General features: G+C 39.9%; 18 protein-coding genes. 1 reads left to right on the top strand and 17 read right to left on the bottom strand.

The window, feature by feature from the left end:
* Positions 1-71 precede the first annotated feature (71 nt).
* Complete coding sequence (gene mnmC, locus PR833_RS00885) at positions 72-2,120, top strand: bifunctional tRNA (5-methylaminomethyl-2-thiouridine)(34)-methyltransferase MnmD/FAD-dependent 5-carboxymethylaminomethyl-2-thiouridine(34) oxidoreductase MnmC (RefSeq protein ID WP_272525822.1); 2,049 nt, start codon at positions 72-74, stop codon at positions 2,118-2,120.
* Positions 2,121-2,445: 325 nt separating this feature from the next.
* Here the strand turns inward: mnmC and PR833_RS00880 are convergent, their stop codons facing one another.
* The 17 genes from PR833_RS00880 to PR833_RS00800 form a co-directional block, all read right to left on the bottom strand.
* On the bottom strand, positions 2,446-2,844 hold the full coding sequence (locus tag PR833_RS00880; protein WP_272525821.1) for a CrcB family protein: 399 nt from the start codon (positions 2,842-2,844) through the stop codon (positions 2,446-2,448).
* A gap of 11 nt (positions 2,845-2,855) precedes the next feature.
* Complete coding sequence (crcB, locus tag PR833_RS00875) at positions 2,856-3,236, bottom strand: fluoride efflux transporter CrcB (protein ID WP_053110469.1); 381 nt, start codon at positions 3,234-3,236, stop codon at positions 2,856-2,858.
* 45 nt (positions 3,237-3,281) lie between these two features.
* On the bottom strand, positions 3,282-3,878 hold the full coding sequence (locus tag PR833_RS00870; RefSeq protein WP_053110471.1) for an ATP-binding cassette domain-containing protein: 597 nt from the start codon (positions 3,876-3,878) through the stop codon (positions 3,282-3,284).
* 34 nt (positions 3,879-3,912) lie between these two features.
* A complete protein-coding gene (locus PR833_RS00865) occupies positions 3,913-5,148 on the bottom strand; it encodes an SLC13 family permease (protein WP_053110472.1) in 1,236 nt (411 codons plus the stop codon).
* 102 nt (positions 5,149-5,250) lie between these two features.
* Positions 5,251-6,426: an ion channel gene (locus tag PR833_RS00860; RefSeq protein WP_053110474.1), complete on the bottom strand. Its 1,176-nt coding sequence runs from the start codon at positions 6,424-6,426 to the stop codon at positions 5,251-5,253.
* 143 nt (positions 6,427-6,569) lie between these two features.
* A complete protein-coding gene (yut, locus tag PR833_RS00855; RefSeq protein WP_053110476.1) occupies positions 6,570-7,565 on the bottom strand; it encodes an urea transporter in 996 nt (331 codons plus the stop codon).
* Positions 7,566-7,810: 245 nt separating this feature from the next.
* Positions 7,811-8,776 carry an urease accessory protein UreD gene (locus tag PR833_RS00850; protein WP_053110478.1) on the bottom strand — a complete coding sequence of 322 codons (966 nt, stop codon included), beginning with the start codon at positions 8,774-8,776 and terminating at the stop codon, positions 7,811-7,813.
* Positions 8,777-8,778: 2 nt separating this feature from the next.
* Positions 8,779-9,411, bottom strand: a complete 633-nt coding sequence (gene ureG / locus PR833_RS00845) for an urease accessory protein UreG (protein ID WP_053110480.1) — start codon at positions 9,409-9,411, stop codon at positions 8,779-8,781.
* 30 nt (positions 9,412-9,441) lie between these two features.
* A complete protein-coding gene (locus PR833_RS00840) occupies positions 9,442-10,128 on the bottom strand; it encodes an urease accessory protein UreF (protein ID WP_053110482.1) in 687 nt (228 codons plus the stop codon).
* Between the two features lie 26 nt (positions 10,129-10,154).
* Positions 10,155-10,826 carry an urease accessory protein UreE gene (gene ureE / locus PR833_RS00835; RefSeq protein WP_272525820.1) on the bottom strand — a complete coding sequence of 224 codons (672 nt, stop codon included), beginning with the start codon at positions 10,824-10,826 and terminating at the stop codon, positions 10,155-10,157.
* Between the two features lie 81 nt (positions 10,827-10,907).
* On the bottom strand, positions 10,908-12,626 hold the full coding sequence (locus PR833_RS00830; RefSeq protein ID WP_272525819.1) for an urease subunit alpha: 1,719 nt from the start codon (positions 12,624-12,626) through the stop codon (positions 10,908-10,910).
* Positions 12,627-12,688: 62 nt separating this feature from the next.
* Positions 12,689-13,114, bottom strand: coding sequence for an urease subunit beta (locus PR833_RS00825; protein WP_053110488.1), 426 nt, complete (start codon positions 13,112-13,114; stop codon positions 12,689-12,691).
* Between the two features lie 20 nt (positions 13,115-13,134).
* Positions 13,135-13,437 carry an urease subunit gamma gene (locus tag PR833_RS00820; RefSeq protein WP_053110491.1) on the bottom strand — a complete coding sequence of 101 codons (303 nt, stop codon included), beginning with the start codon at positions 13,435-13,437 and terminating at the stop codon, positions 13,135-13,137.
* 384 nt (positions 13,438-13,821) lie between these two features.
* Complete coding sequence (locus PR833_RS00815; RefSeq protein ID WP_053110493.1) at positions 13,822-14,601, bottom strand: ATP-binding cassette domain-containing protein; 780 nt, start codon at positions 14,599-14,601, stop codon at positions 13,822-13,824.
* On the bottom strand, positions 14,601-15,407 hold the full coding sequence (locus tag PR833_RS00810) for an ABC transporter permease (RefSeq protein ID WP_053110496.1): 807 nt from the start codon (positions 15,405-15,407) through the stop codon (positions 14,601-14,603). Before PR833_RS00810 ends, PR833_RS00815 begins: the two co-directional genes overlap by 1 nt.
* Positions 15,404-16,372 carry an ABC transporter permease gene (locus tag PR833_RS00805; protein ID WP_272525818.1) on the bottom strand — a complete coding sequence of 323 codons (969 nt, stop codon included), beginning with the start codon at positions 16,370-16,372 and terminating at the stop codon, positions 15,404-15,406. Before PR833_RS00805 ends, PR833_RS00810 begins: the two co-directional genes overlap by 4 nt.
* Positions 16,372-17,919 (bottom strand): ABC transporter substrate-binding protein, encoded by a 1,548-nt coding sequence (locus PR833_RS00800; protein ID WP_231136223.1) that lies wholly within the window; start codon positions 17,917-17,919, stop codon positions 16,372-16,374. Before PR833_RS00800 ends, PR833_RS00805 begins: the two co-directional genes overlap by 1 nt.
* Positions 17,920-17,973 lie beyond the last annotated feature (54 nt).

Raw genomic sequence — 17,973 nt, 5'->3', positions numbered from 1 at the left:
GTTCAAAGGTAGCCTTGATGCCTGTTCGGCGCTAAAATTCAATGATTATTTGGATAAGAACAGGCATAAGTGTGAAAAAGTCAGCCGTGCAAACAGCCCGCCTTAGCTGGAATGATGAAGGTACGCCAGTATCAGAACAATTTGATGATGTCTATTTTTCTAATCAAGATGGACTTGAAGAAACTCGCTACGTTTTTTTACAAGGAAATCAATTTCCAACGCGCTTTGAAACACATCCTTTTGAAACCTGTGTTATTGCCGAAACAGGCTTTGGTACTGGGTTAAACTTTCTTACTTTATGCCAATGTTTTGAAGAGTTTAAGCAAAATCATCCCAACGCAAAACTACAACGCTTACACTTTATCAGTTTTGAAAAATACCCCCTCAGCCAAGAAGACCTAAAAGCAGCCCACAGCCGTTGGCCTGAGCTAGATCCACTCTCCCAAATGCTCTGTGAAAAATGGCCTGATCCCCTACCCGGTAACCAACGTATTATCTTAAAAAATGGGGAAATCATTCTTGATTTATGGTTTGGTGACGTAAATGAACAATTACCTCTACTTAATAGCAATTTAAACAATAAGATAGATGCTTGGTTTTTAGATGGATTTGCACCTTCTAAAAACCCACAAATGTGGAGCGAACAACTGTTCACTGCAATGGCTAAATTTGCCCGCCAAGGAGGCACTTTTGCGACCTTTACCTCTGCGGGTTTTGTGAAACGCGGATTACAACAAGCGGGTTTCACTATCAAAAAAATTAAAGGTTTTGGTCGTAAACGGGAAATGTTAACAGGCAGCTTAACGGATAAGCATGACGAAATGATGACACCTTGGTTCGCTCGTCAGCCAGCTGCAATACCAACCGATGTTGCTATCATAGGCGGAGGTCTCGCCAGTTTAACCACCGCCTATGCCTTAAATCAGCGCGGTGCTAACGTCACGCTCTATTGCAAAGACCAACAAGTGGCACAGAATGCTTCTGGCAACCGCCAAGGGGCGGTCTACCCACTTCTCAATGGGCGTGATAACCCTCTAGAGCGTTTTTTCGTCAGTGCGTTCCCTTATGCGCACCGCTTTTATCGTCATCTTTCCCAATCGGGGATCCCATTTGATAGCCAGTGGTGCGGTGTTTCTGAGCTAGCCTACCATGAAAGAAGCCGCAAAAAGATTGATGCGATGCTGCAAACTGAGTGGCCTGCTGCGTTCGCGGCTGCAAAGACACGTGAGCAGTTAACCGAGTTAGCAGGTCTTGATGTTAACCATGCTGGTATTCATTATGCTAAAGGAGGATGGCTTTGCCCCGCTCAATTATGTGAAAGCCTTATGCGCTATCTCGCTGAAAAAGGCGTTCAATTTCATTTTAATCACGATGTTGAGCAATTACAGCATTCTGAGGAAGGGTGGACTTTATCAGCGAATGTTTCCGGCAAACAGCAACAATATTTGCATCAAACGGTTGTCATTGCTAATGGTCATTTACTTACCCAGTTTCAACAAACCCAACAACTTCCAGTGACCCCCGTGAAAGGGCAAGTGAGTCATATCCCAACGACACCATCATTAAGCCAACTTAACAATGTATTATGCTATGAAGGTTATTTAACCCCAGTAAATCCCAATAACCAGCAGCACTGTATTGGGGCAAGTTACCAGCGTAACCACTTAGATTTTGCATACAGTGAAGTAGACCAGCAAGATAATCGCCAAAAACTGCTCAATAGTTTGCCCGATGTGAGTTGGCCAGAAGAGGTTGATGTTTCTGCTCAACAAGCTCGCCAAGGGATCCGCTGTGTGATCCGCGACCATATGCCACTAGTGGGGAATATCCCTCACTTTACGCAATTAATGGCAGCTTATGAAAATTTACCTGAACAGATGGAAAAACAGGCAAATATTGTACTCGCCCCAACCTATCCTAATCTCTTTATCTTAGGGGCGTTAGGCTCACGAGGGCTTTCAACCGCGCCTTTGTGTGGTGAGTTACTCGCCGCACAAATCTTTAATGAACCACTGCCTTTAGATGATGAAACATTAGCCGCATTGCACCCTAACCGCTTTTGGGTGAGAAAATTGCTCAAAGGCCGTGAAGTTAAAGTAAAACCATCGACGACCAAATAAACCAACGGTTAAAAAGCCTCTTGCAACATAGAGGCTATCATTGTGTATTGTCTCTAAACGAATTACTTTAGGTTGTTTTTTATGCGTTTACAGTACCACCGACTAAACCAATTAGTAATGTAGATATAGCAGAATATGATTAACGTGATGGTCAAAATATCCATATTTAACGTCTTCGTATCGAAACCAATAATGCTAATAAACAAAGTTGGCGATAAGATTAATAATAATAAATCAAAAAATAGCTGTAGACGATATGGCTTAGCTGAAATAACATTCCAAATCGTTTTATGAATACTCATTAAAGTAACCTCTTATTCTGAAATCAAACGCTATGGCTAGGGTTATTCTTGCACTGCTTGCTACCTAATATATAACCGAAATAAATAACAATAAACCCAACGACGACACTCAATATTAAATATACGATGCTGGTCCATAAATATTGAGGGGATTTCATTATCTCTACTGCACCGTACACAAAACTAGAAAAAGTAGATAATCCACCCATCACTCCAGTGGCAAAAAAAGCATTCATTGATTGACCAATGCGTTTACTGGTGAGTAACCCTGCAACAATACCCAATAAAAAGGAAGCACTAATATTGGCAATGAAGATATCTAAAGGAAACTGGTCTGCCATTTTCGGTACAGAAATCATTAATAGCTCACGAAAAATTGCACCAATAGCACCACCGATAAAAACTAAGATTGCAATATTCATATTTTTATCCTTTAGTTAATCAACCATGCGCCAAAAAATGCAGCAATCAGACCTGCAATAATTGACAACAATAAATAAAACAACGCTAACATTTTTTGTTTTGTTTGCGTCAGTTTTAGCGCATCAAGCTGCATACTACTAAATGTAGTATAGCCACCTAATAAGCCAGTTAATATAGCTGATTGTAGAAATGAACCATAACGGTCATCCCAATCTAACAAAAAATAACTGCTTAAAAAGCCGATTATAAAAGCACCTGATACATTAATAATGAAGGTCGATAAAGGAAACTTACCGTGATATTTTTCACCGACTAAACGTCCAACCCACCAACGCAATAATGAACCGATCCCACCACCAGCACCAACTAAGGCTATATCAAAAGCTACCATATTGAGTACCTCAATTTATTTAATTTAAAATATACTTGTTCTACTTCAAGTAGAAGATATTTCCCAAACTGACGTACATACCTTTTCTAACAGCATTTTATTATGACTAAAAATAATCATCGCTAATGGCCTGTCTTGTGATAATTCAATCAGAAATTGCCAAATATCTTTTTGTAAATGAGCATCAAGCTGAGCAGTTATTTCATCGGCTATTAATATTTTAGTGCGAGGATCTAGCGCTCTTAATAGAGCAATACGTGCAAGTTCTCCCCCTGAAAGCTCACTCGGACGTCTTTCTAACCATTCCGCTTTAATTGACAAACGCTCAAGATATTCAGCGCTTGGTTCCCATGCATCATTGACACTTGAGCCGACAGTTCTGTATGGATTAAAACTTTTCTCTGGATGTTGAGGCACTAATTGTATTGGACAATAACCTGTTGCCGGTAATGCCTTCCCTTCAAATAAAATCAAACCATTAGAAGGAGCTTGCCATTGCGCTAATACTCGGCCTAACGTGGTTTTGCCAAAGCCACTTGGTGCAGAAAGCCCTAAGCGCTCATTATTATCTAAGCAAAAAGAAAGATCGCTCCAGAGTGTATTCCCTCCCTGAGTGATATATATATTTTTTACTTCTAACATCTTTCCTTCCCCTTACACCTAACAATAGTCACTATTAGCTAAATAATATCCAACCGGTCGCAATCGACATACAGATTAAGGCAATAATACCGCCTGACTTTGTAAACTCTAAAAATGAAATTTTAATACCATGTTGGGCTGATTGATCGACAGCAATAATGCCCGCAAGGCTACCAAAAACAAAAATATTACTTGAAAAGCAAGCGCCAAAAATCAATGCTGCACCTAGTGGATCAGCGTTACCATCAGGGGAAACGAATTGAATTAACAGCATCACGGTTGGTGTTGTACCAATAAAGATACTCATAATACTTGAGACCCAAAATAGCGTAATAGGGCTACTTAGATCGATACCTTTATTTAGCAGATAATGCAAAATTTCCTGCGGAACACCAGTCTTAGCAAATGCAGCATTAATAATAAATAGGCCCATAATTAACAGTAACAAATCACCATTAACATGTTTTAACATGTCACTAGAGGCGATTTTCCTATTTAATAATAAAAAACAAGCCGCAGAGAGTGCCACTAACTCTCTAGGTAAATCTGTAAACAAAAACGCAATAATGACAATGGTAATCACAATAGCTGCTTTACCTGTTTCCCATTGATTAAATGGGATCACCGTATGCGTTTTAGGAGGTAACGACGCTTTTTGACTTTCAGGTAAATACCAATTTTTATGATAAATTAAGCTAATTGCACACCAAACAACAGGTAAAGAAAGCAATACAGGAATAGCGGTAATATGCAGCACGCCTATAAATGAAAGATCTAAGCCTTGCGCAACTATCATATTTTTAGGACTACCAATCAATGAACCTGCTGCCCCATTGTTTGCTGCGAAACAAAAGCCCAATAAAAATGGGATTGGATTCAGCCCTCTTGCTAATGTGATTGAAATTAACAATGGCGTCATTGCTACGACCACCACATCATTAGTCAATACCGAAGCAAGTACAGCACCAACAATAATAAAGACCAGTAATAACTTGGGTGGACTAATTTTGAGGATAGCCATTTCATTCGCGACTTTATGATAAAAGCCAGAAACGGTGAACGAAGCTGATACCACCATCAAACCAAACAGTAATCCAACTGCTTGATAATCAATAGAATCCCAAGAAGCTCGTGGGGTAATAAAACCAAAACCAATCATTGCCAAGGCGCCTGCAACAGCCGCCCCCGTGCGGTCAATTTTTATTCCTGGGAACGTGCCAAAAGCCATCGCGATGTAAACAAGCACGAAAATAATAATAATTGAATCCATATTTAGCTCACCATTTTTATTTTTGTATTATTTCACTTGAACCAAAATAAAATAATGAGCTGTGGTCATTCCACTGCTCATATTCAGATTTCTACTCATCTTCTAAGAATCTAGAATATTGTTCGAGAAAATAATGTTTTCAATTATTTGGCTATTGATACTCTCACCAAAAATCATTTTAATTAATACTTCACTACCTAACGATGATAAAGAGATCAACAGATCAGCATGCAGTAGTTTCAAGTTTTCGTAGTTATTATCATCATTGACTACCATAACACTTTTGATATTAGCACCAACGATCTCTTTAGCCGCCAGCATCGCAATCGTATTTTCGGCATCTGAATCTCCAAGTATAAATAATGCTTTAGCATCTGCTAAATTCACTTGGTTTAAACTTTTCTTATTGATTTGTGATGTCGTGATCACTGGAGCATTATCTGGATAATTATTTTTGTGTTCTTCTTTACACAGCACCATCACATCTAAATCACGCTTTTTTAATCCATGATAGGTATTTAACGCTAAAGGGCTAGCACCGACAATTACATAATGATCTTTCATACGGAATAATCTCTTTTTGACAATTTCTTGTGTACTCTTTGCAAACACTCCTAAAAAATAAACAATAGAAGTGGTAAAAATTGTGATACCCAATATCACAATAGAAATGGTAAATAACCTTGCTTCTACACTAATAGGAACAATATCTCCGAATCCTACGGTTGTCATACACACTAGCGCAAAATAAAACGCAGAAGAGATATCGGTTATATGAGGTTGGAATTGATCGCCAAGATACAATGATCCAAATACTGAATATCCCAGTAAAGCAATCAAACTGACAAAAGCAACAAAGCCTGCACCTGATAAGCTATGACGGTGAAATATTTTCCAATTTGCAATCAATGCAATTAATATCAGCAGTGAGAGCGTTCCCGTTAATACATTCTCTCTCGCTAAGAGCAAGTTAATGAGAACGAGAACAAACAGCATAAAGCAACTAAATACCCATCCTATTCTGATACCTAAATAAATAGGTAATGCCAAAATAATCAACACGACCCCGATAGCAAACCGAGGGATATCCAGTAATTTAATGAAACCTAATGACTGTAACCAATCAACAAAATTATGGTGTTGTGGGGACAAATTAATATTATATGACGCTAAGATAGGCAGTATTATCAATAGCCCATCAAGCAATAGCAACAATGCTAATGTTGTTCTTATCATCGTCATATTTCGAATGTATTTATAAATCGCATTCTTTTTCATATCGATATGACCTAAATTTATATTTTATACTCTCAATAATTCGAATTGCAGGTAGGTGACCAGCAAAGATAGTCGGAGAGAACTTAAATAACTGACTAGCAGAGCGTAGCCCTCCTCTGCAACTCGAAAGATAACGAGTATAATTATGATTGCCTATGTTCAGGCATAATATCTTGGTTCGGTACTAAGAATAACCATGATGCTAAAACAAATGGCATGGTTAATGTAGGTATACCAAACGGCTCCAGAATAATATCTAATGCACCTTGAACAAAAACAGTGAAGATAACTCCGATGATAGCATAGACTACCACTCGATAACTCGGCTTATTAAATGTTGAACCTAAAGCAATTGCAGTTAAAACGGCACTAAATGAATATAATCCAGTATGGATGCTAACAAAATCGCCTTTCAATAACGTGGCAATAATAAATGCTAATAGCGAACCAACAATAGCAAACACAGCAGCCCATATTGAGCTAACGGCAAGTCCAATCACAAAAATAATACCAACAATCACACTACTTAGTAAAAAGACCTCAGAAATGCCCCGGAAGATATCAGCAACAATATCACTGTGTGGAATACTACCAATTGGCTCAATAAATTGTTGTGGAAGCGCCGGTGCAGGTAAAGCAACACCTTTTATGCCTAAAAAACTGTAACTCGCTAATAAGATAGTCCAAGAAACTAATACAAAAGGAGCGGTTAATGCAGCAACTTTCCAATTTTTCAAGAAATCCATTAATGATATGGTAGCGATCACCGAAACAATGCTACCTAAAATAATCGATAACCAAACAAAAGGGGTATTTTCTAAAAAAGTAGGTAAAGCCACACCAACTAAACAACCATTATAACCATACAACCCCGAACGCAATGAGCTTGTATCCAACTTACTGATATACGCAGTCAGTGTTGATACCACTGTGCCTAATAGGCAGCCAAAGGCTACAGCAGGCATGCTTTCTAAAAATGCTCCGATAAAGATCGCGATAAAAAATAGCAGTCCAGTTAATGGATTATTTTGAAACATCACTTGAGCACAGCCGCGAAGTGTGACATCAATAAACTGTACTGTAATATTTTTATCAGCGAGCTGATTCCAAGCATTTTTATTTATTGTTGAAGTGTTCATCGTAATGTCCCTTCTATTCCTTGGCATAGGTATAGGTAGGATCGTTAATCAACGATCCTACCTGTCATTATTTGACGAATATCTTTGTAACTTAATAAGCTAAATAAGTTTATATACTCTAAATAATTTTAGGTGCAGCCAAGCGACGAACGAACTGATCACTAGCAGCATAAAAAACTATATAACTGACGTAAGAGAACGCAGTCACCATTCCTTAATGAAACAAAGTATGGCGAGTATACTTTTTAACGCCATAAAAAAGGCTTCTGTAATGTTATTCCCAGTATTTCTTCACGTGCGATTTGCCAAAAATATCTAACAGCCTCTTTCACTTTTGGACTATCAACACCCAATGCTTTAAAAATTAAACCGCAATCATTAGGTAATTGGGTTGCCCCAAATGCAATATTATTCTCTGTATCATAAATAGCTTCTAGACGCTCTAAAATACGACTATGGTGAATTTTGGGTGTTAGCAAAATAACATTGCCAAACGTATCAAATTTATCCATCACCGCAGTGGTCATTAATTGTTCTTTTTTAGGCTCTAGAATATATTTCTCAACAAATAGCTCTTTATTCGATGAAGATTCTGCTCTGATATGCGAAGAAAAAATATCAAAACCAAATTGCTCATCTTGGTGATGATATTTGCGCCCCGACATCAATATTTCAGAATATATCATTGTCGCACTCGGATGAATATTAATCCGAGTATCAGTAATAAAGCGTGAATTGCGATGAGGTATAATTGGATCAGGTAAATACTCTAAATAACCATCTTCTTCAACGATAATATTTTGGAATTGTGTTGCATAGTTTGCTTCCATCATATGCACTTTCGTTGCAGATTGTGTGGTTACATGAGCACACGCCTCCTTTTCAACAATAATATCCAACGCTTGGCGGTCGCCCTGCAATAGACAACCTGAAGTAGAAATCATGGTGACACAAGGTAACTGTGGCATCATTTCATCCCAATAGAGTGCTTTTTGCACCAGAGATGGAACACGCCGCTCCATCTCTACTAGTTCGCTGCGATATTCGCCTCGTGCAAATCTTAGCTTGAGATAACCACTTTTACCCACTGCACCGCTTTGCATTTGTTTAGGCTCATCTTGATAGATGGCAAGTTCAGGTGCATTGTTACCGAGTGTATGTGCTTGAACACGTGATGGTGTATTTGCGATATCTGCCCTGAATTGAGTCATACTTAGCCCCTTGATGATTGATGGGTAAACAAGAATTTATCCATAATCATATCAACCAGTTCTACAACACCTTCGCCAGTTTTGCAGTTCGTCATCACATATGGACGATTACCACGAACCACTTTAGTGTCGTGCTCCATCACTTCAAGGCTCGCGCCAACGTAGGGGGCTAGGTCAATTTTGTTAATGACTAAAATATCAGCCTGTACTAACCCTGGACCATTTTTACGTGGAATTTTTTCGCCTTCAGCCACATCGATAACATAGATGTAAAAATCAGCCAATGCTGGACTAAACGTTAATGTTAGGTTGTCACCACCACTTTCAATCATGATCACATCGCTATCAGGAAAACGCTCTTCCATATCTTCTACCGCAGCAATGTTCATACTTGGGTCTTCACGAACAGCTGTATGTGGACATGCACCTGTTTCAACACCCAAAATTTTCTCTTCGTCTAAAATTCCTTTTAAAGTGCGTTTAACTTGTTTCGCATCTTCAGTGGTCACAATGTCATTAGTGATAATTAACGGTTTAACTCCACGCTCAATGAGGATCGGAGTAATTACTTCAATAATTGCTGTTTTTCCTGAACCTACTGGCCCACCGATACCAATCCGAGTCATTTTTTTCATCATTGTTCCTCAAAATTTTTTAGTTAATCATCAGTTCATAAACAAGCGAACAAACGATTTTGTATGCACTGCTGCCAGCACATCAATCACCGGTACATACGAGGCCATTTGTTGAATATCGCCACATGATGCAATGTCACAAAAGATGTCAATATCTTCATTCAATTCAAACAGAATATGTTGTGTTTCATAATGCGTAACACGCATCAAGCGCATTGCCGCACTCAAAATAGTCATGGCAATACCATATTGGTGCATGACCACCACATCTCTTTCTGTTATTCCTTGAACTGCCATTACAATAGCCTGTGTCACTGGCTGGGTTCCTGCTGCTGTGCCATTTTTAATTTGTTCTAGCCACCAAGCAACTTGCTGGTTTTCAAATATATGTACTGAGATCTCAGCGAGTTTCTTTCCCATACGGGTCGTCATTATTCTCGCTTCTTCATTTAATTTACGATTGTGCACAGCCCAATCGATATTAATTAATGCTTCATTATCTTGCGCGATAACGGCTCGATGGGCAGCAACTACCGCAATACCATCAGAGCTGGCCGCAACATTGAGTGATGTACGGACAAATGACTTTAGCGTTTCTTTATCGTGCACAACGCCTTTTTGTATTGCCGACTCTACGCCATTTGAAAAGGTAAATGCACCTATAGGTAGTGCCGAGTCACCAAATTGCATGATCCTAATTAAATCAGATGCCTTCATACCACAATCCTTAACTGCAATGACCATTAATACTTATGTGTATGGCTATGCCCATGGTGATGGTCATGATCGTGATCGTGGTCATGGTCGTGATCGTGGTCATGAGAGTGGCTATGTGCATGTTGGTGAATTTGGCCAATTGCCACATGGACATGCGTATCCGTATCTTCCGCACCACCAAATAATAAACGCGCTTCTGAATGCGTCAGTTTTGGTAAAATAGACTCACCTCTTACAAAGGCGAAAGTATCTTGAGAAAAACCATGGGTACGCATGACCGATTCCATGACTTTTTCACTCACAGTTAGTGGCACATAAACTTGATTATCTTTTAAAACGGCTTTCCAGTGCTGGTTTCCTAATGCATGTCCTAGTTCAAAACTGACTCGAATTTGTTCTTCAGCATCCAAACTTTGCAAGCGCTGTAAATTAACCACCATCACGTCACGCAAAGAAATTTGCACAATAACCATCGTATTGGCAGCTTCATCAAATAAAATAACATCGCCATCAGAAAGTAGGACATTACGATCTAATGCAATACCAAGATCGAGACCATTTTCTGTATGTTTACGACAACGACTTTTCTGTGCTTCACGTTGGTCAAGTATCAAAACATCCAGCAGTGCTTTTTGACTTTTTTCTTGCCAAACTGGATCTTGTTTCACATTTCCAAGAATTTGTTCAATGATGATCATCGCATTACCTATTATGTTAATTCTGCCTGCTTGAAGGCAGGCAGAAAATAAAACAATCAAATTACTGGTTGTGTCGCAGTATTAACCAAAGAAATAACGTTGGTTCATGGCTGCTTCACTAATCGGTTGGCAAGTAGCATGTTCGCCATTCACTTTTACGGCAAAAGTTTCAGGATCAACTTCAATATTCGGAGTTTCACCATTGCGAACTAAATCACGCTTACCAATCGCACGGCAGTTGTTCACCGCCACAACTTGACGCTCTAAACCAGCTTTTTCTTTAACGCCATCATCTAATGCTGCTTGGGAAACAAATGTGACACAAGTGTCATTAACTGTTTTACCCATAGCGCCAAACATTGGACGATAGAATACGGGTTGTGGTGTTGGTAGTGACGCATTTGGATCCCCCATTGCCGCCCAGTTAATCAAGCCACCTTTAATAACCAGTTTTGGTTTAGCACCAAACATTTTTGGATCCCACAACACCAAGTCAGCCATTTTACCAACTTCGATTGAGCCTAAGATGTGACTAACACCTTGTGCAATCGCTGGGTTAATCGTGATTTTTGCAACATAACGTAAAACGCGGAAGTTATCATTGCCCGGTGCATCTTCAGGTAATTTACCACGTGAAGCTTTCATTGCATTCGCAGTTTGAATGATCCTTAACCAGTTCTCACCAACACGACCCATCGCCTGTGAGTCACTAGAGAACATAGAGATTGCTCCCATATCATGCAATACGTTTTCTGCTGCGATAGTTTCTGGACGAACACGACTTTCAGCAAACGAAACGTCTGATGGTATGTTTGGGTTTAAGTTGTGGCAAACCATGATCATATCGAACAATTCTGATTGGCTATTAACACCAAAAGGAAGTGTTGGGTTAGTTGAACTTGGCAGCACGTTTGGTTGACTAACAACTTTAATAATATCTGGTGCGTGACCACCACCAGCACCCTCAGTGTGATAGGTGTGGATAGTACGACCTTCGAAGGCTTCGATAGTATCTTCTACATAACCACCTTCGTTGAGGCTGTCTGTATGCACAGAAATTTGCACATCAAACTCATCAGCGATACGCAGTGCATGACGAATTGCGTTTCCTGTTGCACCCCAGTCTTCGTGTACTTTTAAGCCTGCTGCACCAGCAACTAATTGTTCAATTAATGGTTCACGAGTATATGAGTTACCTTTACCCAAAATACCGACATTGATTGGCAAGCCTTCAATGGCACGCAGCATAGTGCGCATGTTCCATGGACCTGCGGTTACTGTGGTACCGTTAGTGCCATCAGTTGGCCCAATACCACCACCAAAGAAAGTTGTTACACCGTTTGATAACGCAGCATAAGCCTGCTGAGGTGAAATTAAATGAATGTGGGTATCGATACCCGCAGCGGTTAAAATTAAGTGTTCACCTGAGATAGCATCAGTGGCTACACCCACCACCATTCCAGGGGTGATATTATCCTGAACATTCGGGTTACCACTTTTACCAACCCCAACAATTTTACCGTTTTTAATCCCTACGTCGGCTTTGATCACACCTAAACGTGCATCAACAATAGTGACGTTGGTAATAACGAGATCAAGAACCCCGTTATCACTGGTAAAGGTGTTATTTGCCCCCATACCATCACGTAAAGATTTACCTCCACCATAGACAGACTCTTCGCCATATCCGCGTAAGTCTTTCTCGATTTCAATATACAGATCTGTATCACCTAAACGAATTTTATCGCCGACTGTTGGGCCAAATAGGCCGCTATATTCTTGTCTAGAAATTTGTGGCATTTTATTTACCTTTATAGTTAATAAGGTACATAGCTATTTATCATTATCGATAAACAACACAATTACTGTTCTTTATGTTTATAACCGCGAGCAATCGCTTCATTTAATGCAATCGCTTTTGCTGGACGCTCTGTTGTTGCGACATTATTACCTGCCCAACCATCAACGAGGTTATTAAATCCATAAACAGTTTGTTTTCCACCGAAAGGAATAAGCGATACTTCAATTTCATCGCCTGGCTCAAAACGTATTGCAGTAGTAGAAGCAATATTTAAACGCTTACCATAAGCCGCAGCACGATCAAATTCTAATGCGTGGTTAACTTCAAAAAAGTGAAAGTGAGAGCCTATTTGTACCGGACGGTCACCGGTATTTCGCACTTTTAGTTTCGTTTCAGGTTTGCCTACATTAAATTCAATTGGGGCGTCCGCTAAAATAACCCCGCCTAAAGGTGTAGGTGCTTTTGTATCTGTTTTCGCGTTGCTCATATGCTCACCTCGTCATCAGCTTATTTTATCGGATTATGAACAGTAACCAGACGTGTACCATCAGTAAAAATAGCTTCAACTTGTACGTTTGGAATTAAATCCCACACACCATCCATAACATCTTTTTTCGTTAAGACAGTTGCGGCTTCTTTCATCACATCTTCAACGGTTTTACCATCACGTGCACCTTCTAAAGCAGTCACCGTAATAATGGCAACCGCTTCTGGATAGTTTAATTTCACACCACGGTCACGACGTTTTTGTGCAACGTCTGCGAGTGTATAAACCATCAATTTTTCAATTTCCCTTGGGGTTAATTGCATAACGCCTCCTCGATTGATAAAAGTTTGTATTTATCAATACAGATAAATATTTATTACACGCGTTAAATAGCCATATTCAAAATAATTCGAAATAAGGTCGGCAACACGCGAAAATAGACGGAGCATAAATAAACCATATGGCCCGACTAGTTGAACGTAGTCATCCCCTGAAACTTAAAGTATGACAAATATAAACAATCCGTTGCGCTATAAATCCTTGTAAAAACCAAATAACAAGTTTGTTGCATTTAAAAAATAATCATTCATATTAAAGCCATCTTATTTCACCAATAAAATAATCATTAAATGATCAATCAAAATAAGATGGTTAATGTTATTAATGATACTTAATTAAAAGTTTGTTATTTTTAAATACTAAAATGATTATTGTTTAAAATTCATAAATTGGTGCTCAGGCAAAGAACGCCATAGAGATTGGAACCATTTACCACCTCCACCATTTTGTAATTTTTCACTCGTTAATACTTCTTCAAGTGACCCATTGCGTAAAAGTGCAATGCGGTCGGCGAAACGTACAGCCATCGCAAGATCATGCGTTACCCACAAAATACCTTTTCCATCTTGGCAAAGTGACTTGATATGCTCCAATAGCTGGATTGCATGTTCATCATCCAACCAAGAAGAAATCTCATCGGCTAAGATATATTCAGCACGTGATAATGTCGCACTACAGGCTAAAACACGTTTTGCCATTCCACCTGATAATTGATTTGGATAATTATTCACCACACTGGATTGCAAGTTATATTGCTGCAAATGCAGCGCTACATCGTGCATTTTGATATGCTGCCCACTTAGCACTGCCGCCCGTTCTAGTTGAGGGCCAATTCTAATTAAGGGATTTAGAGCACTTACACCCTGTGGTATATAACATAAAGAATTACCACGATACTGCTGCTTAGTTTTTTCAGTTAGCTTATTACCATTTAAGACAATATTGCCATGACAACGCATATTATCTGGTAATAAACCTAAGCCACTTTGTAACAATAGGCTTTTACCTTCACCACTGCCCCCCACTAGCGCAACCATCTCACCGGGACGGACATCTAATGAAATATCGTTCAACAATGGCTGCCAACGTTTCTTCCCAAGCCAACGAAACTGTGCAACATCTACGGTTAAATGATCAAAACTTAACATCATGCTCCCCTTAACCATAAGTTTTGGACAGATTTGGCAAGCTGGTCAAATAACAGTACCAATCCTACTAATGCAAGACCCGGAAACATCGCTAACCACCAAGCACCTGTACTTAAATAACGCAGCGCATCAGATAATAAAATTCCTAATGATGGCTCATGTGGTGACAAACCAAAACCAAGAAAACTCAATGCAGCGCTGTGTAAAATTGCATGTGGAAACATCAATAATGTTCCAACCATCCACTGAGGTAAAATCATCGGCAGATAATCATATCGGCAACGGTATAGCGCACTGTTACCAATGCGGCGCGATAACATGATGTAATCTGCTTGTTGTACTCGCAATAACTCTGAACGTAAGATAAGCGTTAATTTTGGCCAGTGAGTTAATGCAACCGCCCAAATGACCCCCGCTTTTCCACCACCTAACGTAAAACAGATCAAGATCAGCAAAAGCAAATGTGGCAGTGCTAATAATGAGTCAATGATGCCACGCACGATATAATCCATCGTTTTGCTAAATGACGATAACCCCGCCATCACAACTGCGATTAAACCACTCGATACCGCTGCCGTCGTCCCAATCTGCAAACTGGTCGCTAAACCTTGAAATACGCGCTCCCATAAATCACGCCCTAAACTATCAGTACCGAATAAATGAACTAATGAGGGCGCTTGACGGCGATCTAATAAATTCACTTCGACATCTGTCTGTGAAAGCCATAAGGCATAAATGGCTAACACACATAAACACACTAAAGAAATTATTAACTTCAGTAAAGCTCGGTTTGGGTTATAGGTCATGACTCTCTAATCACTCCCTGATTAATCTTTTTCAATAACAAATCTGAAAGGCTATTGCTGAAAAAGATCACCACTGCACACAACATCACAATCCCCATGAGCAATGGAATATCCCCCCGTAACCCTGCATCAATCGTCGCTTGCCCTAAACCAGGGTAAGCAAATACCTTTTCAGCCAATAATGCGCCGCTGAGTAATTCCCCTACCGAAGCAAACTGCAAACACATCGCTGGTGTAATTGCATGTTTTAAAATATGAAAATTCATCATTGGCCACCCTTTATCACCCTGCGCTTTCGCATAGTGAATAAACTCACTGTTCATCACTTCTGCCACTTTAGAGCGCGTGTGTAAGGCGATATTTCCAACACCCAGCAGTCCTAGAGCAATCACGGGGAGTACTAAATGATGAATTTTTTGTGGCCATGTCGCTGTTTGTTCGTCTAAACCGATTGGCCATGCACAACAAATTGGCGCCCAATGCAACGAAACAGCAAATAATGACAGTAATAATAATCCTATCCAAAACACAGGGATCGAAGCTAATAGATAGGATAATGTTGAAATCATCCTATCTGGCCAACGATTAAGGTAACGCCCCGCAACCAATCCCAAAGCAAAACCAATAACCCCTGAAAATAACCACGCTGATATCAATAATACTAATGAAGGCGCTAATCTATCGGCTATGACTTGTGATACGGGTGTGTTATAGAGCATCGAATAGCCCATATCACCTTGTAATAGCTGCGAAAACCAACGCCAGAACTGTATCCATAATGGCTGGTCAAGCCCCCAACGAGCAGCAATAAGTGGATACTGCTCAGGGGGAACATGCATTAAATCATTACCAATATAAGCTTTTATCGGATCAATAGGTGAATAGCTTAAGAGAATAAAAACCCCTATCGCTGTCACCAACAGCAAACAAATAAATCGCAGTAAAAGCCCTATTGTTGTACGCATTATTTACAGGTCCAAGCCCAATCATCAACGTTATTCAGTACAGACCAAGAACCATGGATTTCAGGTGCACCTTTGCCTAATTCAACACAATTATCTAATAAATAGATGTGTTGAATATTCATCAACCACGCCCAAGCTGCATCACCTTGGATACCTGTTCCTGTTTGACCATTCCAATCCACTTGTTGCCATAATGGAATTGCTGCTGTTTGGTCTGGCTGACGCAACGCCTCTTCGATGATTTCATCGATAGCTGGGTTTTTATAATAACCAGGGTTGTAGAAACCAACACCCGCAGCCTTACTGCTATAGTTATGAACCAGTTCCATTGGGTCGAGGCTACCCCAACCAAACAATGTTGGGTTGGCATGCATGTAGCGCTCAACGGTTTCCCAACTTCCTGATTTTAGATCCATCTCAATACCAATAGGCTTCAAACTTGCCCTTACCGCTTGAGCTAAATCACGACGAGTGGTATCACCGCTCGCATACCAGAGAGTCAGCTTAGCAACCTTACCGTCTTTTTCTCTTAAGCCGTCTTTATTTAATTTCCAACCTGCCTCTTCTAAAATCGCTTTCGCTTTTTCTACATCACCATCTTTAAACGATGATTTCGGGTTATTCCAAGGTAATCCTTCAACCCCTGTATAGGCAGGGATAGCAAATCCTTCAAGTACCGATTCAGACAGCAATTTACGGTCGATCACATAGTTGATGGCTTTACGCACCGCCACATCGGAGGTGATATCATTACCAATTGGATTACCTTGTGCATCTTTTTCACCTGCTGGAGGAATAGGGAAAGAGATCCCTCTATTCTCTACACTATGACGTTCAACCAATTTCATATCTTTGACATTTTTAGCATTCGCTGCGATAGCCGCAGGGATACGCACGATATCAAGTTGACGACTTTGTGCCGCAGCGAAAGCCGAGTCCTCATCAAGGAATACGAAAACCATCTTATTAAAGTCGTTTTTTGGACCTGCATAGTATGGGTTTTGTTCAACGATCAGTTGCTGCCCCGGTTGAAATTCAACTAAACGATATGGACCTGCACCAACCGGATTATGTGCATACTTTTTAGCATCGTATTTATCAGCAGAAACAATACCTAATGAACCTAATACGTTAATAAAGGTACTTTGCGGCGATGATAAGGTCATCTTAACGGTTAATGGGTCAATCGCTTCAGCGTTAGCAAAGTTCCCCATATCCACTTTACCACCACTTGCTGCTGCGTTGTTATAGGTGAAAACCACATCTTTCGCTGTCAGTGGTGAACCATCAGAAAATTTTAAATCTTTCTTTAATTTTAGCGTCCAGGATTTACCATCTTCAGAATGATCATATTTCTCAAGCATATAACTATGCCATGACAAATCTGCATTCTGTTTTAAAAGTGGACTATGCAGAAGCATATAGCTGCCATGACTCCATCCTAACATTGGGTCAAACCCTTCTGTTGGCTCTGAGCCAATAGCTAGACGTAATGTATGCTGAACTTGTGGAGTCGAATCGGCCAGCGCGCCCATAGATAGTCCCATTAGACATACGGCTTGGATAGCCATGGCTAATTTCTTTTTCATATCATCCTATCC

The organism is Providencia sp. PROV189, assembly GCF_028480065.1.
Classification (GTDB): Bacteria; Pseudomonadota; Gammaproteobacteria; order Enterobacterales; family Enterobacteriaceae; genus Providencia; species Providencia stuartii.
This window is presented reverse-complemented; position numbering and strand designations above follow the sequence as displayed.